Annotated in this window: 27 protein-coding genes and 1 tRNA gene; 12 read left to right on the top strand and 16 right to left on the bottom strand. The window is 65.1% G+C overall.

The window, feature by feature from the left end:
* Positions 1–2 precede the first annotated feature (2 nt).
* The 9 genes from J0I42_RS18115 to J0I42_RS18075 form a co-directional block, all read right to left on the bottom strand.
* Positions 3–911 carry a DUF1376 domain-containing protein gene (locus J0I42_RS18115; RefSeq protein WP_291656798.1) on the bottom strand — a complete coding sequence of 303 codons (909 nt, stop codon included), beginning with the start codon at positions 909–911 and terminating at the stop codon, positions 3–5.
* Entirely contained in the window at positions 911–1,198 is a 288-nt protein-coding gene (locus tag J0I42_RS18110) for a hypothetical protein (protein ID WP_291656797.1), read from the bottom strand. Before J0I42_RS18110 ends, J0I42_RS18115 begins: the two co-directional genes overlap by 1 nt.
* Positions 1,198–1,428 (bottom strand): hypothetical protein, encoded by a 231-nt coding sequence (locus tag J0I42_RS18105; protein ID WP_291656795.1) that lies wholly within the window; start codon positions 1,426–1,428, stop codon positions 1,198–1,200. The genes J0I42_RS18110 and J0I42_RS18105 overlap by 1 nt, the downstream gene beginning before the upstream one ends.
* A complete protein-coding gene (locus J0I42_RS18100; protein ID WP_291656794.1) occupies positions 1,421–1,678 on the bottom strand; it encodes a hypothetical protein in 258 nt (85 codons plus the stop codon). The genes J0I42_RS18105 and J0I42_RS18100 overlap by 8 nt, the downstream gene beginning before the upstream one ends.
* Positions 1,675–1,962: a winged helix domain-containing protein gene (locus J0I42_RS18095; RefSeq protein ID WP_366509844.1), complete on the bottom strand. Its 288-nt coding sequence runs from the start codon at positions 1,960–1,962 to the stop codon at positions 1,675–1,677. The genes J0I42_RS18100 and J0I42_RS18095 overlap by 4 nt, the downstream gene beginning before the upstream one ends.
* 198 nt (positions 1,963–2,160) lie before the next feature.
* A complete protein-coding gene (locus J0I42_RS18090) occupies positions 2,161–2,373 on the bottom strand; it encodes a hypothetical protein (RefSeq protein ID WP_291656793.1) in 213 nt (70 codons plus the stop codon).
* Positions 2,374–2,531: 158 nt separating this feature from the next.
* Positions 2,532–3,335 (bottom strand): hypothetical protein, encoded by an 804-nt coding sequence (locus tag J0I42_RS18085; RefSeq protein ID WP_291656792.1) that lies wholly within the window; start codon positions 3,333–3,335, stop codon positions 2,532–2,534.
* A gap of 97 nt (positions 3,336–3,432) precedes the next feature.
* On the bottom strand, positions 3,433–4,656 hold the full coding sequence (locus tag J0I42_RS18080; RefSeq protein ID WP_291656791.1) for a tyrosine-type recombinase/integrase: 1,224 nt from the start codon (positions 4,654–4,656) through the stop codon (positions 3,433–3,435).
* Between the two features lie 165 nt (positions 4,657–4,821).
* Positions 4,822–4,908, bottom strand: a tRNA-Leu gene (locus J0I42_RS18075).
* A gap of 288 nt (positions 4,909–5,196) precedes the next feature.
* On the opposite strand from J0I42_RS18075, the gene J0I42_RS18070 reads away from it, so the two are divergent.
* The gene (locus J0I42_RS18070; protein ID WP_291656790.1) at positions 5,197–6,201 is read left to right on the top strand and encodes a complex I NDUFA9 subunit family protein; all 1,005 of its coding nucleotides are present in this window, start codon (positions 5,197–5,199) and stop codon (positions 6,199–6,201) included.
* A 19-nt stretch (positions 6,202–6,220) separates the two neighbouring features.
* A complete protein-coding gene (locus J0I42_RS18065; RefSeq protein ID WP_291656789.1) occupies positions 6,221–6,901 on the top strand; it encodes an HAD family hydrolase in 681 nt (226 codons plus the stop codon).
* A 104-nt stretch (positions 6,902–7,005) separates the two neighbouring features.
* On the opposite strand, the gene J0I42_RS18060 is transcribed toward J0I42_RS18065, so the two are convergent.
* Positions 7,006–8,001 (bottom strand): 2-hydroxyacid dehydrogenase, encoded by a 996-nt coding sequence (locus tag J0I42_RS18060; RefSeq protein ID WP_291656788.1) that lies wholly within the window; start codon positions 7,999–8,001, stop codon positions 7,006–7,008.
* Between the two features lie 179 nt (positions 8,002–8,180).
* Between J0I42_RS18060 and J0I42_RS18055 the strand changes: the two genes are divergently transcribed.
* Positions 8,181–8,711, top strand: coding sequence for an SH3 domain-containing protein (locus tag J0I42_RS18055; protein ID WP_291656787.1), 531 nt, complete (start codon positions 8,181–8,183; stop codon positions 8,709–8,711).
* Positions 8,712–8,718: 7 nt separating this feature from the next.
* Here J0I42_RS18055 and J0I42_RS18050 read toward each other — a convergent pair whose 3' ends face one another.
* Positions 8,719–9,489: a YbaY family lipoprotein gene (locus J0I42_RS18050; protein ID WP_291656786.1), complete on the bottom strand. Its 771-nt coding sequence runs from the start codon at positions 9,487–9,489 to the stop codon at positions 8,719–8,721.
* A 32-nt stretch (positions 9,490–9,521) separates the two neighbouring features.
* Complete coding sequence (irr, locus tag J0I42_RS18045; protein WP_291656785.1) at positions 9,522–9,986, bottom strand: Fur family transcriptional regulator Irr; 465 nt, start codon at positions 9,984–9,986, stop codon at positions 9,522–9,524.
* A gap of 284 nt (positions 9,987–10,270) precedes the next feature.
* On the opposite strand from irr, the gene fabA reads away from it, so the two are divergent.
* The 5 genes from fabA to J0I42_RS18020 all read left to right on the top strand — a co-directional run bounded on the left by fabA (position 10,271) and on the right by J0I42_RS18020 (position 13,647).
* Complete coding sequence (gene fabA, locus J0I42_RS18040; protein ID WP_291656784.1) at positions 10,271–10,783, top strand: 3-hydroxyacyl-[acyl-carrier-protein] dehydratase FabA; 513 nt, start codon at positions 10,271–10,273, stop codon at positions 10,781–10,783.
* A gap of 110 nt (positions 10,784–10,893) precedes the next feature.
* On the top strand, positions 10,894–12,120 hold the full coding sequence (gene fabB, locus J0I42_RS18035) for a beta-ketoacyl-ACP synthase I (protein ID WP_291656782.1): 1,227 nt from the start codon (positions 10,894–10,896) through the stop codon (positions 12,118–12,120).
* Between the two features lie 7 nt (positions 12,121–12,127).
* Positions 12,128–12,400, top strand: a complete 273-nt coding sequence (locus J0I42_RS18030; protein ID WP_291656780.1) for a DUF3303 domain-containing protein — start codon at positions 12,128–12,130, stop codon at positions 12,398–12,400.
* 113 nt (positions 12,401–12,513) lie between these two features.
* Positions 12,514–13,347, top strand: coding sequence for an enoyl-ACP reductase FabI (fabI, locus tag J0I42_RS18025; protein WP_291656778.1), 834 nt, complete (start codon positions 12,514–12,516; stop codon positions 13,345–13,347).
* A gap of 54 nt (positions 13,348–13,401) precedes the next feature.
* Positions 13,402–13,647, top strand: a complete 246-nt coding sequence (locus tag J0I42_RS18020; RefSeq protein ID WP_291656776.1) for a DUF2188 domain-containing protein — start codon at positions 13,402–13,404, stop codon at positions 13,645–13,647.
* Between the two features lie 57 nt (positions 13,648–13,704).
* Here the strand turns inward: J0I42_RS18020 and J0I42_RS18015 are convergent, their stop codons facing one another.
* Positions 13,705–14,055, bottom strand: a complete 351-nt coding sequence (locus J0I42_RS18015; protein ID WP_291656775.1) for a hypothetical protein — start codon at positions 14,053–14,055, stop codon at positions 13,705–13,707.
* Positions 14,056–14,338: 283 nt separating this feature from the next.
* Complete coding sequence (locus J0I42_RS18010) at positions 14,339–15,571, bottom strand: argininosuccinate synthase (RefSeq protein WP_265058015.1); 1,233 nt, start codon at positions 15,569–15,571, stop codon at positions 14,339–14,341.
* A gap of 245 nt (positions 15,572–15,816) precedes the next feature.
* Here J0I42_RS18010 and J0I42_RS18005 point away from each other — a divergent pair, with 245 nt between their 5' ends.
* Both J0I42_RS18005 and J0I42_RS18000 read left to right on the top strand, forming a co-directional pair.
* Positions 15,817–16,425, top strand: a complete 609-nt coding sequence (locus tag J0I42_RS18005; RefSeq protein ID WP_291656773.1) for a 2-hydroxychromene-2-carboxylate isomerase — start codon at positions 15,817–15,819, stop codon at positions 16,423–16,425.
* A gap of 25 nt (positions 16,426–16,450) precedes the next feature.
* A complete protein-coding gene (locus tag J0I42_RS18000) occupies positions 16,451–17,335 on the top strand; it encodes an NHL repeat-containing protein (protein WP_291656771.1) in 885 nt (294 codons plus the stop codon).
* A 3-nt stretch (positions 17,336–17,338) separates the two neighbouring features.
* Here the strand turns inward: J0I42_RS18000 and J0I42_RS17995 are convergent, their stop codons facing one another.
* Both J0I42_RS17995 and J0I42_RS17990 read right to left on the bottom strand, forming a co-directional pair.
* Positions 17,339–18,406 (bottom strand): M48 family metallopeptidase, encoded by a 1,068-nt coding sequence (locus tag J0I42_RS17995; protein WP_291656770.1) that lies wholly within the window; start codon positions 18,404–18,406, stop codon positions 17,339–17,341.
* 33 nt (positions 18,407–18,439) lie between these two features.
* The gene (locus tag J0I42_RS17990; protein WP_291656769.1) at positions 18,440–18,997 is read right to left on the bottom strand and encodes a LemA family protein; all 558 of its coding nucleotides are present in this window, start codon (positions 18,995–18,997) and stop codon (positions 18,440–18,442) included.
* A 196-nt stretch (positions 18,998–19,193) separates the two neighbouring features.
* On the opposite strand from J0I42_RS17990, the gene J0I42_RS17985 reads away from it, so the two are divergent.
* Both J0I42_RS17985 and rpsA read left to right on the top strand, forming a co-directional pair.
* Positions 19,194–19,733 carry a hypothetical protein gene (locus tag J0I42_RS17985; RefSeq protein WP_291656767.1) on the top strand — a complete coding sequence of 180 codons (540 nt, stop codon included), beginning with the start codon at positions 19,194–19,196 and terminating at the stop codon, positions 19,731–19,733.
* Between the two features lie 310 nt (positions 19,734–20,043).
* Positions 20,044–21,747 carry a 30S ribosomal protein S1 gene (gene rpsA / locus J0I42_RS17980; RefSeq protein ID WP_265058019.1) on the top strand — a complete coding sequence of 568 codons (1,704 nt, stop codon included), beginning with the start codon at positions 20,044–20,046 and terminating at the stop codon, positions 21,745–21,747.
* The last annotated feature ends 123 nt before the right edge of the window (positions 21,748–21,870 follow it).

The raw sequence follows: 21,870 nt of genomic DNA, 5'->3' as shown, positions 1-21,870 counted from the left end.
GCTCAGCCCCTCCCCATCGTGAAAGCGAGGGAATCGGAGCGCTGCGCGGGCCGCGCCTTCAATGCGGCTTCGATCCAGGCGACGGGCTCGGCCGCGTTCTGCTCCTGCGCGTCCTCGATCGTGCGCAACACCTTGCGGGCATCGTCCTTGGCCTCACGAAGCCACTTCCCGATCAGCGACCGCGCCGCCGCATCAGGCTTTCCGGTTAACTGCCTGACGGAGGCGAGGCCTTGCCGAAAGAGACGATCCCGCCAGTCGGGGAGGGCAGTATCTGCCGCAGGCGAAGCCGGGGCGGCCACGCCCGAAGCGTCAGCTTCGGATATATATCTACTGTCTACTGTCCTATGCGTCTCCGAGACGCTAGGGCGACCCGAGGTAGCGTCTACACTAGCGTCTACAGTAGCGTCTCGGTCCCTTAAGGCCTCCTCCAGCATCCCCTCCAAGGTGGCGAGCTTGGCGCCCCCCGGTGGGGTGATCCCGAAGGACCGGAGCTGCGCGCAGATATCTCGGCTGCGGTCGCGCCAGCGTTTTTGCCGTTCGCTGCGGTTGAGGTTGGCTTCGCGGAACTCGCCCTTCCGCTCGAAAGCCTGCACGGCCTTTTCAGCGACGACCGGATGATAGAGGCGCCCGTCATCGCACTTGATCCAGCCGGACAGGGCCCGGTCGCGGATGCGCTCCCACTCGGCGGGATCGCACATGGCGAGGCGCGCCAGCACGCGGTCATTGTCAGGCAGAGAGCCGGCAGGGACTTGATGCCAGCACTCGGCCCAGAGCGTCATCGAGGCATGGCCTAGCCGCGGATCGCTCGCGGCCTCTAGCCAGGTATCCGACCGCAGGAGCCGGCGCACGTCCAAGGACATGAACTCGAAATCCCGCAGGTCGCAGTTCTTGGGAGTGAGGGGCGCGGTCATCACAGCGCGGCCTCATCATCGGAGACGTTCTCCGCGCACCACGAGCACCAGTTGGCATGCACGGCCAGCGGCACGTCATACCGATCAACGGTCATGGAGGTGCCACGGAACGGCCCAGGCACTTGCTCCTGCCTGCGCTCAATCAGGCCGCGGGAAACGAGGGTTTCGAGGGTCCGAGGATGGTGGCCAAGGTCGTTGCCGATGGCGATTTGTTCGAAGGCCTCAAGAGCGCGCTTACTCAACCCTGCGCACGGATGAGGCTGGCGAGCAGCTTTCGTGCTGGTCATTATCCTGCCTCGTTGGAAATGAAGCGCAGGCCATCACGCTCGGCCATTTCGCGAGCGAGAGCGGCAGCGGCTTCCGGTGTGTTCGGGGTGGCGGGGTGGCGCCTGACGAGGCGCCCTCCCTGACTGGTAGCAGCGCACCACAGGCCGAAGTCCAGGACGACCTCGACGGCATCCGGTACGCGCTTGACGCGGCGCTCATTGGCGCGAGGAAACCGAACCACGCTAGTCATCGTGGCCGCCTTCCTCGTCGAGCTGGCGCATGGCCTCTGGCAGAGTATCCAGCGCCGCCTTGGCGAAGGCTGCGAACTTGCGGACAGAGCGCATCAGGGCCGGCCCATCGCCCATGACGAGATGGTCGGAGGCATGGCCTAGATGGAGGCAGGCATAAGCCAGCGCTCCGCCCATGAACGCGCGTGGGTTAGTTGCGCTGTTGATGTCCGCGACCGGCGGAAGCGGCAAGGGGGTAACGTTCAGGCTCATGCCGCCCTCCGCTCGATGACCGTTACGGGGACGCTCAGGACGTAGCGGGCATGAGTGCCCGCATATGGCCCGGAATGCTTCTCATCGTGGGTGACGACGCCAACGCCGCCCCGGCGGAGCTTGAAAACATAGTGCGACCAGCGCGGGCCGGGGTGGTCGATCGGCGTGCAGCCTTTCGAGCCGGCGTTGATGAGGTTGTCCAAGGCCCAGGCGTCGCGGCCCTTGAAGGTGCGCGGCGTCGTATCGCCTTCGACGGTGATGGTGATGCTCTTGAGGTTTGCCATCAGTCACGGCCCTCCTTCGGCCCGAGAGAGGCGAGGCGGAGAACCGTCAGGGCGTGCAGCTCGGACAGGCCGAAACGGCGCTGGAGACGATTGACGATAACGGCGGGGATGGTATCTTCGGAAGGCATTCCGGCCAGGAATGAAGCCTTCGCGAGCCCGGCGCCCCCGCGCCGGGTTTGTTTTTGAAGGTGCATGAGACTACGCAGCCTCCAGTCGGGAGGCGGCTTCGACCGCATCGATATAGCGGCGAACCTCGCTTGCACGGATGAAGCGCCGGGTGCCGTTGCGAACGGCGGTGAGGCGCTTTGCCTTCAGCTCCTCATATCCCTTGGTGCATTTCAGGCCGGCCATGTTGAAGGCCGTCATGAGGGGGATGAGGGGATCTACCTGGGCGACAATCTCGTCGGTCATGGTCTTCCTTTCGCCGGCCTTCGGGTGAAGGCGTCCAAGTGGCGAAAGGCAGTAGGCGACCGATTAGAGGATATAAAAATCGGGGTTTAAAAGATATTTCCAGATTCTAATCCGCCCCATTGATCAGAAATTTTGTATTTTAATGGGAGGTATTAAAATCACTTGCGTTTAGGGAGCCGGTAGGTCTTCTCAGCGGCCTTCTGATCGGCGGTCTTATCGTTCGACCTGCTTCCTAGAGCCAAGGCGCGGTCAATGAATAGGCGAGCACCGGCTTGGTCATTTAGCCTAGGGTTGGCGGCCTTCGCATTGTCCAGTGCATCCCACCGGCTATCGAAGATGAATTGAGCCGGCGCGTCAGGGCATTCCGTCTCACTGAACTGGCGATGCCAGCGGGACACCGCGTCCACGAGGTTGGCGCCCGGTCTAGCGATAATGTCGGCAATCGGAGAGAGCGTCTTGGCGACCTCCTGAAATGCCTTGTCCTTGCCCGCCCCAAATCGCTGAATGAGAGTATCGGCAGCGCTGGCGATGTTGGCCCGGATACGCCAAATTTCGCCGCGCTGTGTCACGTTCCCTGCTTCTCGCGCCCTTGCCTCTAGGATTGGTGACGGAATGCCGGCGAGCAGGTCGTCTAGCGCATAGGCAAGCTCTGACATTTCGTGGATCACGAGCGGAGGGAAGTTTGCGGCATAGAGGTATTTGACCACTTGCAACATCGCATATGCGAAGCGTTCGGGGTCGCGAGGCGGCATCGCCTCTGCCTCCGCCAGGAAGGCATGCTGAAGGCCGGCTAGAAGCCTGCCGCGCTCAACCAGCATGCGGTTAGCGAGCACTTTAGCGGCCACTGCCGTTACAATCGGCAGCTCCACTTTCTCGGGCGGGTTGGGGACGCCCTGCCACGTCCAAGCGCCTTTTTCGACATAGGCGCCAACGAAAGTTGCTCTGATCTTCGGAAAGTCCACGTCGCACCTCGCGACGCACCGGGAAGGGGGCAAGGAAACCGAGTGGTGCGCCTCGGCTTGTCGGCTGGCCGGCCTATCCTTGCCCGTCTCAATTCCGTCAGCCGGCTCCCTTGGCTGGCATCGGGATAATGGTTGCGCCCTTGCGAAGCGTGTCTAGGTGATCCGCCCACCATTGCGCCATCTCGACGCGCTCTTTCCAATGAGCGCCGCGAGCGTAAGCGCGTCGGACGGCATCAACTTCCTGATGCGCCAGCGCTCGCTCGATAGCATCGGGCGACCACTTGCCGGATTCGTTCAGGAGCGTTGATGCGCTAGCGCGGAAGCCGTGCGAAGTTGCGTCGGAATTGGTGTAGCCAAGTCGGCGCAAGGCTGCGTTCAGCGTGTTCTCAGACATTGCCCGCTTGACCGATCGGACGGACGGAAAGACCAGTTCCCCATCGCCGGATATCGCCCGCAGCTCGTCCAAGATGGTGAGCGCCTGCTTGGGCAGCGGGACGGCGTGGGGCTTGCGCATCTTCATGCGGCCGGCCGGGATGGTCCAAACGGCTTCGTCGGTATCGAACTCGCGCCACTCGGCAAGGCGAAGCTCTCCCGGTCGCGGAAAGAGGAGTGCCATCAGCCGCAGGGCGTGCCGGGTGAGGGGCATCCCGTCATAGTCGTCGATGACGCGCAGGAGCGCCCCGAAGGCCTTGGCCTCGGTCACGGCGGCATGGCTCTTCACGACTGGCGCCATCAGTGCGCCGCGCAGGGCCACGGTCGGATCATCCTTCGCCCGCTGCGTCGCGATGGCGAAGCGGAATACCTGCCCGATGATGGATCTCATTCGGCGCGCGGTTTCGAGATGGCCCCGCGCCTCGATTTTTCGCAAGACAACGAGAATTTCGGCCGCGCTGATTTCGGTTATCGGTCGCTTGCCGAGCACCGGCTTGGCCAAGTCCAAGAACCAATCGAACTTGTCGAGCGTAGCTTGAGCCTTGCCGCTTTGCTTCTTCCTCGCGGCAACCTCTGCGGCGATGGCCTCGAATGTGTTTTCCCGGTTGGCCTTGCCTGTCAGCTTCTCCAGCCGCTTTTCGGCGCCGGGGTCTTTGCCATCACGCAGGAGCGTCTTGGCTTCCTCTCGCTTCGCCCGAGCGGCGCGAAGGTCGATCGCCGGGTAAGTGCCGATTGAGAGTTTCTTCTGCTTGCCGTCGAATCGGTAGGCGAGACGCCAGAGTTTGCCGCCTTTCGGCTCAATCCAGAGCTGGAGGCCGCCACCATCGGACAGCTTCACAGTCCGTCCGGCCGGCTTGGCATTCCTTATCGCAACGTCTGTCAGGGGCATGATGTTGGCCTGAATTCCTAGCCTGTTGGCCTATGCAGGCGAGCAGGCCAACAAATTCGGCGACTGTCAACGAAGGCCGGCGAAGGCTAGCAAAGAGAAAGGCCTCCGAGACCAGAGGTCTCGGAGGCCTTTTCGGTCACCGGCGAAAGCCGGCGAAGGTAAATGTGGTGCCCAGGAGAGGACTCGAACCTCCACGCCCTTGCAGGCGCCAGCACCTGAAGCTGGTGCGTCTACCAATTCCGCCACCTGGGCAACGGCGGTTCGTTTACGGGGGCCGAGTCGTCCTGTCAACGGCCCTGTCGCGGCGAAATGAATTTGTTTTCGCTGCCCTGTGGAAACGGCCCTCACGGGCTGTGACGGATTGGGGGCGTTTTGGCGCGGAAGCCATGGGCCGGTGCCAAACAGGGGCGGGACCGGCATTGCTGATAGGGCGGAACGCCGCAGGGGGCGGGATATCGGAGGCATCGGCCGCAAAAGGCATTTCCACTTTCGCGGAACATGATCTAGGAGGGCAGAACCATTCTAAACGGAGCTTTTGCGATGGCTTCCCTGGCCTCGGCCCAGCAACTCGTCACGGTCTTCGGCGGTTCCGGTTTCGTCGGCCGCCATGTCGTGCGTGCGCTCGTCAAGCGCGGCTATCGGGTGCGCGTCGCCGTGCGCCGGCCGGATCTCGCCAATTTCCTCCAGCCCATCGGCATCGTCGGGCAGATCCATGCCGTGCAGGCGAATCTGCGTTATCCCGCCTCCGTCGCGGCCGCCGTGAAGGGGGCTGATGCCGTCGTCAATCTCGTCGGTATCATGCAGGAACAGGGGCGCCAGAGCTTTCCGGCCGTGCAGGCGAACGGCGCGCGCGCCATCGCCCAGGCCTGTGCCGCTGCCGGCATCGCGCGGCTGGTCCATGTTTCTGCGCTCGGCGCCTCCAGCGACTCGGCTTCGGCCTATGCGCGCTCCAAGGCCGAAGGCGAGGCGGCGATGTTCGCCTCCGTGCCGGGCGCGGTCGTGCTGCGCCCGTCCGTGATGTTCGGCCCCGAGGATACCTTCTTCAACCGCTTCGCCTCGCTCGCCCGCATGCTGCCCGTCCTGCCGCTGGTCGGGGATGGCGCGACGAAATTCCAGCCGGCCTTCGTCGGCGATGTCGCCGAGATCGTTGCCCGCGCCGTTGACGGCGCTGTCCAGGGCGGTCGCGTCTACGAGCTTGGCGGGCCGGAGGTGCAGAACCTGCGCGAGATCGTCGAGGAGGTCTGCAAGGTGACCGGCCGCAAGCGTCTGCTCGCGCCGCTGCCATTCCCGCTGGCGCGGATCATGGGCAGCGTCCTGCAGGTCATCGATTCCCTGACGCTTGGCCTGATTCCGGACGAACTGGTCATGACGCGCGATCAGGTGACTCTGCTCGAGAGCGACAACGTCGTCTCGGCGGCAGCCGTTGCGGAGGGGCGCGACTTCGCCGGACTCGGCCTGGCGCCGACCTCGTCCGAGGCGGTCATCTCGTCCTATCTCTGGCGCTTCCGCAAGACCGGCCAGTTCGACACGCTTCAGACCCGCTGAGCGGCTGACGGAGCCCGGCATGTCGTTCGATCTCGTCATCTACGATTGCGATGGCACGCTGATCGACACCGAGACGCTCTATGGCGAGGTCAACCTCGCCATGTGCCATGAGATCGGCCTGGGCCACTGGACGCTGGATCATTATGTCGAGCAGCTCGTCGGCATTCCTTGGGCCGACGGCCTGAAGATCATCGAGGCTGAGCTCGGCCGGCCGCTTCCGGCCGATTTCGAGACGCGGATCGAGGATGCGGTAGCTCTCCGCCTGGAGACCGAACTGCGCGCACTTCCCGGTGTGCGCGAGGCGGTGACGTCGATGGCTGGGCGTCGCTGCGTTGCTTCGTCGACGGTGCTGGAGCCGCTGCGCCGCAATCTGGGGCTCGCCGGCCTGATCGACCTGTTCGATCCCCATGTCTTCTCGGCCTCGCAGGTGGTTCGGGGCAAGCCGGCGCCGGACGTCTTCCTGTTCGCGGCGTCGCAGATGGGTGCCGAGGCCGGGCGCTGCCTTGTGCTGGAGGATTCGGTCCCGGGCGTGCTGGCGGCGCGGGCGGCTGGCATGCAGGTTGCCGGCTTCACAGGCGTCGCTCATGACAAGGCTCGCATGCGAGAGCGCCTGCTGGCTGCGGGGGCGGCGGCCGTGATCGACGATTTCAGGGAATGGCCCGCGGAAGCGGCACGCCTTGCGGGACTGCGCGCCGCCTGAACTGCCACCCTGGGCGGTATCGATGTCGGCCGATCGTTCACGCTTGTCATTCCGGTTTCGCGCCTGCGGAACGCCCCGAACGACAAGCGTAAGATACGCAGCTCTCAGAGCATGCTCGGCAGCACGCGATCCGGCGGCTTGTGGCCGTCCATGAAGGTCTTGATATTGACGATGACCTTCTCGCCCATGTCCGCGCGGCCCTCATGGGTGGCCGAGCCCATATGCGGGAGCACGACGACCTTGTGCTGGCGTGCGAGCTTCAGCAGGCGTGGATTGACCGCCGGTTCGCTCTCGAACACGTCGAGGCCGGCGCCGGCGAGTTCGCCGGCCTCCAGCATGCGGGCGAGCGCCGTCTCGTCGACGACCTCGCCGCGGGCCGTGTTCACCAGGATGGCGTCCGGCTTCATCAGCTTGAGGCGGCGCGCCGAGAGCAGGTGGTAGGTCGCCGGCGTATGCGGGCAGTTGACCGAGACGATGTCCATCCGCGCCAGCATCTGGTCGAGCGAATCCCAATAGGTCGCGTTGAGCTGTTCCTCGATGCGCGGATCGACCCGGCGGCGGTTATGATAATGTATCGAGAGGCCGAAGGCGGCGGCGCGCTTCGCCAGCGCCTGGCCGATGCGGCCCATGCCGACGATGCCGAGGCGCTTGCCGGTGATGCGCCGGCCGAGCATCCAGGTCGGCGACCAGCCGGCCCAGTCGTCGTCCGGGATGACGCGCGCGCCTTCGGCGATCCGCCGGGCGACGGCAAGGATCAGTGCGATCGTCATGTCGGCCGTGTCGTCGGTCAGCACGCCCGGCGTGTTGGTGACGGTGATGCCGCGCTGCACGGCGCTGGCCACATCGATATTGTCGACGCCGTTGCCGAAATTGGCGATCAGGCGCAATTGGTCCCCGGCCTGCGCGATGACGGCGGCATCGATCTTGTCTGTTACGGTCGGGACGAGCACGTCGGCGGTCTTCACCGCCTCGACCAAAGCGGCCTGCGACATCGGCTTGTCGTCGATGTTGAGCTTGGCATCGAACAATTCCCGCATCCGGGTTTCCACCACGGCGGGCAGTTTGCGCGTCACCACCACCAAGGGCTTCTTCTTCGACATGGCGGTCAACCTTCCGTCATTGGCCGTATCGGCCGCAATTCCTCAACCCGCCATTAACTCTGGTGGCCCAGGAATGGGAATTGTTGCGCGGCACCATAAGCGTGTCTAGGCGGCAGCGCGGCGGATGACAACTTGCCCCTTCGCCGGGGAGGCGAGCGGATGCGAAGGAGAATGGCGCCATGGTGGTCTCGTCGATGCGCTGCCTGACTCTGGCTGCATTGGCCCTCATCGGCTTGCCTGCGATCGCCTTCGCCCAGGACATGCAGGCTGGATCGGTTACCGGGCTGCCGGTGCCGCGCTATGTCAGCCTGAAGACGGATCGCGTGAATCTCCGCGAAGGCCCCTCCAAGGAGCACCGCACGCGCTGGGTCTATCAGCGCGCCGGCCTGCCGATGGAGGTCACCGCGGAGTTCGAGACTTGGCGGCGCGTGCGCGATGCCGACGGCACCGAGGGCTGGGTGCTGCACAGCCTGCTTTCCGGCCGCCGCACGGCGCTCGTCGCGCCCTGGTCGAAGAAGAAGGACGAGAATTTTCCGATGCGCAGCGCCGCCAGCGAGGAGGCGGCCGTCGTTGCCAGGCTGCAGCCCGGCGTCGTTGCCAGCATCGCTTCCTGCGCCAATGCCTGGTGCCGTGTCAGTGTCGGCAACATCAACGGTTTCATTCGCCAGGAACGCCTCTGGGGCGTCTATCCCAACGAAAAGGTCGATTGAGCGTCGGCTACGACCGCGCCAGGGTCATCATCGGCCGGCCGCGGCCGTCGAGCAGCGCGAGCAGGCCCGACCCGCGATGGATGTCCCAGCGTCGGACCTTGGCAAGTCCGTCGAGGAAGCCACGCTCCTGCGCCATCGCAGCCGGCGCGCAGGCCATCATCGTCGAAACCATCCGCGAAAACCGGATCGTCCGGCCTTTGAGGGTCGCATTGCCGCCGAAGCCGTTGCAGCCGCCGCGACCTGACACCTTGCCGTCCGCCGCGATCGCCATGGTCGTGGCGATCGCGTCAGGAACCGGCTTGCCGCCGAGGCTGACGAGGCGCCAGTTCCCGACCGGGGAGGGCGCTGCGGCGGGCGGCCGGTCATCGCTCGAGACGCGCTGGACCCAGATATCGGTATTGTCCGGGCCGCCCGTGAAGACGCTGTGTCGCTCCGCGGAGATGAAGAGCAGTTGCCCGCGGTGAAGGATGCGCGCCTGCAACGCATAATTCCGGCGAGGCTCGATCTGCCGCGAATCGAAACGGAGGGTCCATGGAGCAGGGATGCGGCGGCCGGAGACGCGGGTCTCGGCGATCGTGCGGGAAGGCGCATCGGCCAGCGAGACGTCCAGTAGCTTGACCTCGACGATCGCGCCGGGCGGCAGCGCCATGCGCTCGCGATAGGCAACGGTGCCGCGCAAGATGCGCGGCGCAGCCAGCGCCGGGGTGATGGGAGCCGCCGCGGCGAGCAGCAAGGCCGCCAGAGCGCGCCGTGAGATCGACGAATCGGTGAAATGCATTTCCATCGTCTCCCGAGGCGGAGGGGCTGCCGTCAGCCGTCGATCTTGCGCAGCCGTACCACGACGTCGACGCGCGCGATCTCGTAGCCTTCCGGCGGCACCGGCAGGCTGGCGACGTCGATCTCTTCGGCGGGAATGTCGATCACCCGGTTCTCGCCGTCGACGACGAAATGATGGTGTTCATGATCGGCGGTATCGAAATAGGCCTTGGCGCCGTCGAGCGTGAGTTCACGCAGCAGGCCAGCCTCGGTGAACTGGCGCAGTGTATTGTAGATGGTCGCGAGCGAAACCGGAATCCGCTCCTTCATCGCCTCTTCGAACAGCATCTCGGCGCTGACATGACGTTGGCCCTTGGCGAAGAGCACCCAGCCGAGCGAGACGCGCTGGCGGGTGGGCCGCAGCCCTACGCGCCGCAGTTTCTGGCGGATGTCGTGGAAGGGGCAGCCCTGCCGCACCGGCATCCCGTAGCCCTGGTCCTGGGAGGTCAGGTCGCTCATGCCGTGCTCGCGTGCCTTTTTTATCAAACGGATGTCCTGGAGGCTCCGTCTCTCGAATGATTTCAACTGAAATGTAAGGCGTCGGGTTCCTGGTCGCAAGCGTCGAGCCGGTTTCTCGGAGGGACGAGCCGGCCTGGATCGATCTGGCGCGTTCTGCCCGCTGTCTTTGACGTTGTACTGTGGGGCGATCGGCGCGGTGCCCTTTCGTTTCCGGCTTCCGCCGTGTTAGGCACGGCGGACGAGACACCCGCCGAATCCGGCCGGTGCCAGGGAGCCTCACGGGAATGCAGCGTCAGTCGTCTTTCAGCTACGAGGAGATCCTCGCCTGCGGTCGTGGGGAACTGTTCGGGCCGGGCAATGCGCAGTTGCCGCTGCCGCCGATGCTGATGTTCGACCGGATCGTCGAGATCGCCGAAGAGGGCGGCGAGCACGGCAAGGGCCTTGTCCGTGCCGAGTTCGATATCAAGCCCGATCTCTGGTTCTTCGATTGCCATTTTAAGGGCGATCCGGTGATGCCGGGCTGTCTCGGCCTCGATGCCCTCTGGCAGCTCACCGGTTTCTTTCTTGGCTGGCTCGGCCTGCCGGGCCGCGGCCGGGCGCTGGGCGTCGGCGAGGTCAAGTTCGCCGATCAGGTGCTGCCATCGGTCAAGAAGGTCGTCTACGGCGTCGATTTCAAGCGCGTCTTCAAATCGAAGCTCGTTCTCGGCATCGCCGATGGCTGGCTGGAGGCCGACGGCAAGCGCATCTACACGGTCAGCGACATGCGTGTCGGCCTGTTCAAGCCGGAAGCGGGCTGAGGAAAAACGCGCCGCGACCTTGCGCCTGGCTGCTGTCCGGTCCATTTGCGCGGTATGAATCCAGACGCGGCCGGCCGGCCCGCCGCGTGCTGAGAGCTGGAGTAGCGAGCATGAGACGCGTCGTGGTCACCGGGATGGGCATCGTCTCGTCCATCGGCAACAACACGCAGGAGGTTCTGGCCTCGCTGCAGTCCGCCAAATCGGGCATCTCCTTCGTGCCTGATTTCGCCGAGCACGGCTTCCGCAGTCAGGTGGCCGGCGTTCCGACGCTCGACCCGGCGACGGTGCTCGACAGGCGCGCCATGCGCTTCCATGGCGGCGGTTCGGCCTGGAATCAGGTCGCGATGGAGCAGGCGATCGTCGACGCGGGCCTGGAGCCGGTCGAGGTCAGCAACGAGCGCACGGGCATCATCATGGGTTCGGGCGGCCCGTCGACCCGCGCCCTGATCGACGCCTATGACAAGGCTCGCGAAAGCGGCTCGTCGAAGAAGGTCGGCCCCTTCGCCGTGCCCAAGGGCATGTCCTCGACCGCTTCGGCGACGCTGGCGACCTGGTTCAAGATCAAGGGCGTCAACTATTCGATCTCCTCGGCCTGCGCGACCTCGAATCACTGCATCGGCAATGCCTATGAATTGATCCAGTGGGGCAAGCAGGATGTGATCTTCGCCGGCGGCTGCGAGGAACTGGACTGGACGCTCTCCGTCCTCTTCGACGCCATGGGCGCGATGTCCTCGGACTTCAACGGAACGCCGGCCCGCGCCTCGCGCGCCTATGATGTGGCCCGCGATGGCTTCGTCATCGCCGGCGGCGCGGGTGTCGTCGTGCTCGAGGAACTCGAGCACGCCAGGGCCCGCGGAGCCAAGATCTATGGCGAAATCGTCGGCTATGGCGCGACCTCGGACGGCTACGACATGGTCGCTCCGTCGGGCGAGGGCGCGGTGCGCTGCATGCGCATGGCGCTGGAAGGCGTGAAGGCCAAGGTCGACTACATCAACCCGCACGGCACTTCGACCCCTGTCGGCGACGGTAAGGAGATCGAGGCGATCCGCGAGGTCTTCGGCGCTGGCGACAAGGCGCCGCCGATCTCGGCGACGAAGTCGCTGACCGGCCATTCGCTCGGTGCGACCGGCGTGCAGGAGGCGATCTATTCGCTCCTGATGCTCAACAACGACTTCATCTGCGAGAGCGCCCATATCGACGAGCTCGATCCGGCCTTCGCCGACATGCCGATCGTGCGCAAGCGCATCGACAATGCCGGCCTCGGCTGCGTGCTCTCGAACTCCTTCGGTTTCGGCGGTACCAACGCCACCATCGTGATGAAGCGCCTGGAGGTCTGAGAGCGTCATGCTCTTCATGGTGATCGAGCATTTCGATCAGGCCCGCGTGAAGGATGTCTACGCCCGCTTCCAGCATAGCGGGCGGATGGCGCCCGCCGGCGTGCGCTATGTCGAGAGCTGGGTCTCGGCCGATCTCGGCCGCTGCTTCCAGATCATGGAATGCGACGATGTAGCTCTGCTGCAGGCATGGGTCATGCAGTGGAACGACATTGTGCGTTTCGAGATCGTGCCGGTCTCGACCTCGAAAGCCGCCGCTGCCGCGATCACCAAGACCGACTAGACGTTCCTGTGCCGCCAATGAACCGGCATGCCGTTCAGAGTTCGACCGACCAGCCGACCGATCCTCCGTTCCCCGCCTTCGAGCCAGATCCTGAAGCCCCTTCCGAGTTTGCCATGCTCCCGCTGATGCACAACAAGCGCGGCCTCATCCTGGGCGTCGCCAATCAGAATTCGATTGCCTGGGGCATTGCCCGCACGCTTCATGCCCATGGCGCCGAGATCGCCTTCACCTATCAGGGTGATGCGCTCGGCAAGCGCGTCCGGCCGCTGGCGGAAAGCATCGGTTCGAAGCTGGTCCTGCCCTGCGATGTCGAGGACATCGCCTCGGTCGATGCCGCCTTCGCGGCGCTCGACGAAGCCTGGGGTGGCGATCCCGAGCGCAACACGCTGGACTTCATCGTCCACGCCATCGGCTTCTCCGACAAGAACGAGCTGAAGGGTCTCTATGCCGATACCAGCCGCGAGAATTTCTCGCGGACCATGGTGATCTCCTGTTTCTCCTTCACGGAGATCGCCAAGCGCGCGGCCGAACGCATGCCGAAGGGCGGCAGCATGATCACGCTGACCTATGGCGGTTCGACCAGGATCATGCCGAACTACAACGTCATGGGCGTCGCCAAGGCGGCGCTCGAGGCGAGCGTGCGCTATCTCGCCGGCGATTACGGCCCGCGCGGCATTCGCGTGAATGCGCTCTCGCCCGGGCCCGTGAGAACCTTGGCCGGCGCCGGCATTTCAGATGCGCGGGCCATGCTGTCCTGGCAGCGCGCCAATTCGCCACTGCGCAAGTCGGTTTCGCTTGAAGAGATCGGCGGTTCGGCGCTCTATTATCTCTCGGATCTCTCCGGAGGTGTCACCGGCGACGTCCATCATGTCGATGCCGGCTACCATATCACCTCGATGCCTGCGCTGGATTCGCTGCGCGCGGCCGATAGCGGCAACGGCGACTAGCCGGAACTCCGTGGCCGGGACGTGGTTTTCCTTTGATCGAAAGGAGGATGCGCGATGGTCATGGTCAAATACGAGGTGGTCGAGCACGACGGCGGCTGGGCCTACAAGGTCGGCGGCGCCTGGTCCGAGACCTTTCCGACGCATGACGCCGCGCTCAAGGCGGCGACCCGTGCCGCTGCCCGCCAGACGGTGGCGGGAAGTACAGACGGGATCGTCTACCAGGACCAGAGCGGCCGCTGGCACGAGGAGCTGGCGGACGGTCATGACCGCCCCGCCACCCGGGTGGTGGACGGAAGCTGACGATATTTTCTTGTTGTACCCGGCAGGGACCGCAGGGCGGCCCTTGCCCATTCCGCCTCAGCGCGCGGTGAAGAAGGTCAGTAGCACCTTGTTCTTCTCGCCCAGCAGGCAGAGGAAGCGGCGCGGCTTGTCGGAGCGGTCGGTCCGCAGATAGGCCTCGCCCATGATGATGCGCGTGACCGGGATATCCTCGATCTTCGATTCCGATACTGCGACCGTAGCGGCGTCCTCGTCGATATAGATGTCCTTGATCTCCGGCTCCCTGGCGTGGAGCGTCTGCAGCGCGGAAGTCTTGCAGGTCGCGATCTCCGGCGTCGCCGGCTTTTCGCTCTTCGGTGGAACTTCCTGCGCGATGACAGGCGCGCAGAGGGCTGCGGAGATTAGGGCAGGGGCGAGGAAGCGGAGCATGCGGAAAGCACTCGGGTTGATCGGTGAGTGCTGAACGCACGAATGCGGCGTGGGTTCACGCCGGCTGTCCTCCCGTGCGCCCTGCCACTTGCAAACTGGGGAATGCCGGTCGGATTCAGCCCTCGGCATCGCGCCTGAAAGATCGGGCCGATCGAAAAGGAAAACCCGGCGTGGTCTGACCTCGCCGGGTGATTGGAGCTTTTGTCGTCACGAGGTCCCGTGTTTGCGCAACGGCATTACATGCCGCGGCGCGCACGGGATGACGCGCTCTGATAGCCGGCTCTCAGAGCCCCAGCTTCTTCTTGCGCTGGCCGAGCGTGCGCAGGCGCAGCGCGTTGAGCTTGATGAAGCCGGCCGCGTCGCGGTGGTCATAGGCCACGGCGCCCTCCTCGAAGGTGACGAGGTCCTGATCGTAGAGCGAATAGTCGCTCGACCGGCCGATCACATGAACGCCGCCCTTGTAGAGCTTGAGGCGGACGTCGCCGGTGACGAATTCCTGGCTCTTGTCGATCAGCGCCTGCAGCATCTCGCGCTCCGGCGAGAACCAGAAGCCGTTATAGATCAGCTCGGCATATTGCGGCATGATCTGGTCCTTGAGATGCGCCGCGCCGCGGTCGAGCGTGATCGACTCGATGGCACGGTGCGCCGCGTGCAGGATCGTGCCGCCGGGCGTCTCGTACATGCCGCGCGACTTCATGCCGACGAAGCGGTTCTCGACCAGGTCGAGCCGGCCGATGCCGTTGTCGCGGCCGAGATCGTTGAGCTTGGCGAGCAGCGTCGCGGGCGAGAGCTTTTCGCCATCGATCGCGACCGCGTCGCCCTTCTCGAAGGAGATCGTGACGATGGTCGGCTTGTCCGGCGCATCTTCCGGCGAGATCGTGCGCGAGTAGACGTAGTCCGGCACCTCGACCGCCGGGTCTTCCAGCACGCGGCCTTCCGAGGAGGCGTGCAGCAGGTTGGCGTCGACCGAGAACGGCGCTTCGCCGCGCTTGTTCTTGGCGATCGGGATCTGGTGCTGCTCGGCGAAGGCGATGAGTTGCTCGCGCGAGCGCAGGTCCCATTCGCGCCAGGGCGCGATCACGACGACGTCGGGCTTGAGCGCATAGGCCGTGAGCTCGAAGCGAACCTGGTCGTTGCCCTTGCCGGTCGCGCCGTGGGAGACGGCATCGGCGCCGGTCTTCTCGGCGATCTCGATCAGCTTCTTCGCGATCAGCGGCCGCGCGATCGAGGTGCCCAGCAGATAGACGCCTTCATAGGCGGCATTCGCGCGGAACATCGGGAAGACGTAGTCGCGCACGAATTCCTCGCGCAGGTCCTCGATATAGATGTTCTCCGGCTTGATGCCCAGCAGCAGCGCCTTGTCGCGCGCAGGGCCAAGCTCCTCGCCCTGGCCAAGATCGGCGGTGAAGGTCACGACCTCGCATCGATAGGTGGTCTGCAGCCATTTGAGGATGATCGAGGTGTCGAGACCGCCGGAATAGGCGAGAACGACCTTCTTCACGCTGCTGTCAGCCATCTGTTCATTTTCCTTCTGACGGCCCCATGGGCCGCGTTTCGGACGCAATGGCGCACTATCCCAGCACTCGGGGCGAAGCAATCGGAACCTTCTGATCGATCCCGCGTCGTCCGTTGATGGATCGACGCAGGAGTGCGCGTCGTCCCTCCATTCCACAGGCGCCCTTCGCGGCGCTTGCGGTCGCGTTACGAAGAGCGCAGGCTCGATCGGGCGCGACACGACATGACGACCTGTTCGGAGGCTGAATGCCGAATCGCCCCGGTTTGGATTTCTGGTATGAGTTCGCGTCACCCTATTCCTGCCTGAGTGCCCTCAGAATCGAGAAACTGGCCGAGCAGGCCGGCGTCGCCTTGCGCTGGCGCCCTTTCCTGCTCGGGCCGATCTTCGCAGCGCAAGGCTGGAACACCTCGCCCTTCGCGCTCTATCCCAGCAAGGGACGCTATATGTGGCGCGACACGGCGCGGCGCGGACGGCGGCAGGGCGTAGCCATCGTCAAGCCAGATAATTTTCCCCAGAATTCGCTGACGGCGGCGCGGCTGGCTCTGGCGGGGCGTGATGGTGGCTGGACGCCGGCCTTCTCCAAGGCGCTGTTCCGGGCGCATTTCTGCGAAGGCCGCAACATGGCGGAAGAGGCCGTGCTGAGCGCCGCGCTGAAGGAGGCAGGCAGCGACCCCAATGTCGCGCTGCCGCTCTCACGGAGCGAGGAGATCAAGGGCCGCCTGCGCGCCGAGATCGAATATGCCAAATCGATCGGCATCTTCGGCGCCCCCTTCTTCGTGACAGGCGACGGCGAGCTCTTCTGGGGGGACGACCGTCTCGAGGAAGCGCTGGAATGGGCGATCGAAGGGCGTTGAAGCTGTGATTCTGGACCGCCGCCGCGTGTTGGTCGCCGGGGCTGGCCTGTGCCTGGCCTCGGCTGCACGGGCACGCCCTGCCTTGCCGGGCGATGCTCCGGCCTACGATGCGCGCGAACTCACCGTCGTCCCGAATGCTCCCGCGATCGGGCGGCGCTACTGGTCGCCCGGCCTCAACGAAGGCTATGTTCCGCAGGGCCTCACCGTCTTTGGTGACGAGGTTCTGGTCGCCTGCTATCGCAGTACCGAGCGCGATCAGGACAATGGGCCGGCGCGCGTGTTCCGGCTCGCGCGCGCCGACGGGCGCCTGCTCGGCAGCTTTGTGTTGCCGGCGACTTATGGCCATCCCGGCGGTCTCGCCACCGCGCGCGATACCTTGTTCGTCGCCAATTCGGGTCGATTGCTGGCGCTCGATTTCAAGGAATCCTGCCGCACCGGCGAGTGTGCGCCGCTCAAGGAGGCTCGCGTCGACAAGGCGATGGGACCATCCTTCCTGACCGCCTCGGGCGATACGCTCTGGTTCGGCCCCTATCGCCGCGAAGGGACGCCGGGCCTCCACGCGGTGCCGATCGATCGGGTTCTGGCCGGCGGCGAGATTCCCATCGGCCTTGCCGACAGCCGGGCCGCCCTGCCGTTGCCGCTCTTCGCGCAGGGAGCGACCTTCGACAAGGCGGGCAAGATCTGGATATCGCAAAGCTCCGGCAACCGGCCGGCCTTCCTGTCCCGGCTCGACCCCGCGACCGGCGCTGTGCTGGGGCGCTACCCCGCTCCGGGCGGAATCGAGGATCTCGGTCTCGCCCGCGACGGCAAGATCTGGGCGGTTGGGGAAGCCGGCACGCAACGCTGGAGCCGTTGGAGCACGTTCTTTCCGCTGGTCTTCGAGATCGATCCGGCGAAGCTGGTTACCTGAGTCCTAGCCCGGCCTCTGCGGCGGCCTGGCCCATGGCCCCCGTGACGCGGTTTCCTCGACCATCGTCGGCAGGTCCTGGCGCTCGCCGATCTTCGGGGGATGCGGCGGCATGGCCGGCATCCGCCCGCCCGCGGTCTCGATCAGCGCCTGTACGCGCTTGGTGACGGACGGATGGGTCGAGAACAGGTCGGCGAAATCGTCCGGGTCGTTCTCGAAGCACATGTCCATCACACCCGACGGCACGCCCTCGATATCGGCCCGGCCGGAGATCTTGAGCAGGGCGGAGATCATCGCATCCGGGTTCTTGGTCAGTTCGACGGCGCCGGCATCGGCGAGGTACTCGCGCGAACGCGACAGCGACAGCCGGATCAGCACCGCCAGGAACCAGGAGATCGCGATCACCACGATGCCCACGATGATGGCGAGCCCGTTGCCCTTCTTGGCATCATCCGAGGAAACTCTGATCCGGCTGCGCCCGAAGCCGCGGAAGACGATTTCGCCGACGAAGGAGATGACGCCCGCAATCACGACGGCGATCACCATCAGGCGGACGTCGCCGTTGCGGATATGGGTCAGTTCATGCGCCAGCACCGCCTCGATCTCGGCATCGTTGAGCTGGGCCAGCAGCCCCGTCGTGACGCTCACGGTGAACTGCTTGTCGTTGACGCCGCTGGCGAAGGCGTTGAGCGCATCGCTCTCGACGACGGCGAGCTTCGGCATCGGCAAGCCGCGCGAGATGCAGAGATTTTCCAGCATCCGGTAGAGTTTGGGGTTGTCTTCGCGCGCGAGTCCTCTCGACCCCGTGACGACATTGATCATCGCGACATTCATGTGGAAGCCGATGAAGACCCAGAGCATCGTCGCGGCGGTGATGAAGGGGAACCAGGAGCGGAAGACGCGGCCGGCTTCGCCGAAGGCGGTACGCCCGCGCGGCACGCCGCCATAGCCGAAGGCGACCAGCAGCAGGCCCCAGGCCGTGAGATAGACCAGCACGAACAGCCCGGCGATCAGGAAATTGGACCTGATCCGGTTGTTGCGCTGATGGGTATAGAGCCCGAAGGCCTCGGCCATCGCAGCCGCTCCCGCTGCCTGAAGGATTCGCCGTCAGAACTTCACGCTGGGCGCAACTTCGATCTGGGCGCGGGTCTGTTCGCCGACATCGAAGAATTCGCGCTGGGTGAAGCCCATCTGCGGCGCGAACAGCACGGCCGGGAAGGCCTGGATCGCGGCATTGAACTCGCCGACCGCATTGTTGAAGAAGCGCCGCGCCGCGGCGAGCTTGTCCTCGACATTGCCGAGATCGACCTGGAGCTGCTGGAAATTGGCTGATGCCTTGAGGTCCGGATAGGCCTCGCCGAGGGCGAGCAGCCGGCCGACCGCGCCGGAGAGCTGCTGCTCGGCTGCGGCCTTGTCATGGACACCGGTCGCGCCCTGCGCCGCGTTGCGCGCCGTGATCACCGCGTCGAGCGTCGATTTCTCGTGCGTCGCATACCCCTTCACCGTCTCGACGAGATTCGGGATCAGATCGTGGCGCTGCTTCAACTGCACGTCGATATCGGCGAAGGCCTGGTTGACGCGCTGCCGCATCGCGACGAGCCCGTTATAGGTCATGATCAGGTAGACGACGAGAACGACGATCAGCCCCAGAATGGCCCAGCCCATGGCACCCCTCCCAACACGCGGACGAAATCCGCCCGCAGCCTCGCACGAAGTGTGAGGCCGGGGAAGCTATGCGATATCCGGGGACGCCGGCTCCCTCGAATGGGGGATATCCCATAACGTAGCGTCATGCTTGGTCCGGGGCGAGGGTGGCATGGACGCGACACGGGAGTCGCGCGGCCGCGCGGGGGGACATGTGATGAGACTTGTCGTGACGGCGCTGCTGGCGCTGACGCTCGGTGGCTGCAATCAGACGATGCAATCGGAAGGGCCGGAGCCGGTGGCCGCTGCCTTGCCGGCAGCGCCGGCCTCGCCGCCGGAAGGGCAGGGGCCGCGGCTGGCTTCCAATGGCACGGTCGCTGCCTTGCCCGCGGGGGATCCGGGCGGCGCCATCTACGAGCCGCTGGTCGACATGCATCGCGTCAATCCCGATCGCTATCAGCGCGATCTCACTGCCTGCCGTCAGCAGGCGGCTCCGCAACTGGCGGCGATCAGGCGTGCGACGCAGCAGCAGCAGACGGGCACTGCGATCGCGGTCGCCGGCACGCTGGCGAGCTATATTCCTGTCCCGGGGTTCCGGCAGGCCCATGTGCTGGCGAGTGCTGCCAGCGCCGTGCAGTCGGTTGGCGGTGCGACAGCGGAAAGCGGCGCTGCCGCGGTGGAGAAGGCATCCTCCGACTATGCGCTGGTCGTTGACAGCTGCCTGACCCACAAACGCTACAAGCTGCTGCGTCCCTGATCGAAATAAGCGGGGCAAGACTTCTTAGCCTTGCCCCGCGCGTCTACTTGGATTACATCGCGCTGGTCCGAAGGGCCGTGATCGATCATGCGCCGGGGGCGGTCTTTGAGGCCTGCTCCCGTTTTGTGTTTGAACCGGCCGTCCGGATACGGATCGAGCCGCTGGTCCTGGCGCCTCCGCCGGCCCCGTCTGACGGGGAGGCGGATACCTCCGAGAGGAGGTGCCGACGGCCGCGATCCGGAACGCAGCACCAACCACGGCGCCTAAGCCGGACATCCGCGGGATACGTGGCCGGCTCCCAGGAGATTACATGTCTGCAGTTGAAAGCTACAGCGCGGGTCGCGAGGATTTCGCCGCCCTGCTCGAAGAGTCCTTCACCCGTAACGAGGCCCTCGAAGGCTCCGTCATCAAGGGCAAGGTCGTCGCCATCGAGAAGGATATGGCGATCATCGACGTCGGTCTGAAGACCGAAGGTCGCGTCGCGCTCAAGGAATTCACCGGCCCCGGCCGTGAGCAGGAACTGAACGTCGGCGACGAGGTCGAGGTCTATCTGGACCGGATCGAGAACGCGCTCGGCGAAGCCGTGATCTCGCGCGACAAGGCTCGCCGCGAAGAGAGCTGGGTCAAGCTCGAGAAGGCCTTCGAGGCTCGCGAGAAGGTCACCGGCATGATCTTCAACACCGTCAAGGGCGGCTACACCGTCGACCTCGACGGCGCCGTGGCCTTCCTGCCGCGCTCGCAGGTCGACATCCGTCCGATCCGCGACGTCGGCCCGCTGATGGGCCAGCCGCAGCCCTTCGAGATCCTCAAGATGGATCGCCGCCGCGGCAACATCGTCGTCTCGCGCCGCACCGTCCTCGAAGAGACCCGCGCCGAGGCTCGTTCCGAGCTGGTCGCCTCGCTCGAAGAGGGCCAGGTCATCGACGGCGTCGTCAAGAACATCACCGAGTACGGTGCGTTCGTTGACCTCGGCGGCATCGACGGCCTGCTGCACGTCACCGACATGGCGTGGCGCCGCGTGAACCACCCGTCGGAGGTCGTGACCATCGGCCAGACGGTCAAGGTCAAGATCATCAAGATCAACCAGGACACGCACCGCATCTCGCTCGGCATCAAGCAACTGCTGGCCGATCCGTGGGATGGCATCGCCGAGCGTTACCCGGTCGGCACCCGTCTCAAGGGCCGCGTGACCAACATCACGGACTACGGCGCGTTCGTCGAAGTGGAGCCGGGCATCGAAGGCCTGATCCACGTCTCCGAGATGTCCTGGACCAAGAAGAACGTCCACCCCGGCAAGATCGTCTCGACCTCGCAGGAAGTCGACGTCGCGATCCTCGAGGTCGATCCGGTCAAGCGCCGCATCTCGCTCGGCCTCAAGCAGACCCTGCGCAACCCGTGGGAGCTCTTCGCGGAGCAGCACCCGTCGGGCTCGACGGTCGAGGGCGAGGTCAAGAACAAGACCGAGTTCGGCCTGTTCCTGGGTCTCGAAGGCGATATCGACGGCATGATCCATCTCTCGGATCTCGACTGGAACCGTCCGGGCGAGCAGGTCATCGAGGAATACAAGAAGGGCGACGTCCTGCAGGCCGTCGTTCTCGATGTGGACGTCGAGAAGGAGCGTATCTCGCTCGGCCTGAAGCAGCTCGGCGGCGATCCCTTCGTGGATGCCGGCGAGTTCAAGAAGGGCCAGATCGTCACCTGTGAGGTGGTCGAGGTGAAGGAGTCGGGTCTCGACGTGAAGATCGCCGACACCGACATGATGACCTTCATCAAGCGCGCCGAGCTGGCTCGCGATCGCTCCGAGCAGCGCCCCGAGCGCTTCGCGGCCGGCGAGCGCATCGACGCCCGCGTCGTCCTCTTCGACAAGAAGGCCCGCAAGATCCAGGTCTCGATCAAGGCCCTGGAAATGGCCGAGGAGAAGGAGGCGATGGCCCAGTACGGCTCCGCCGATTCCGGTGCCTCGCTCGGCGACATCCTGGGCGCGGCGCTCAAGAAGGCCACCGACAAGAAGTGAGGTTTCGGCCGCGTGAGCGGCCGGCCCTTGAATTCGGCCCGCGCGGAGCGATCCGCGCGGGCTTTTGTTTCGGTCCTGCTCGTCATTCCCGGGCGGAGTGAAGCGCAGACCTGAGAATCTCAC

The organism is Allobosea sp., assembly GCF_017308015.1.
GTDB lineage: Bacteria > Pseudomonadota > Alphaproteobacteria > Rhizobiales > Beijerinckiaceae > Allobosea.
This window is presented reverse-complemented; position numbering and strand designations above follow the sequence as displayed.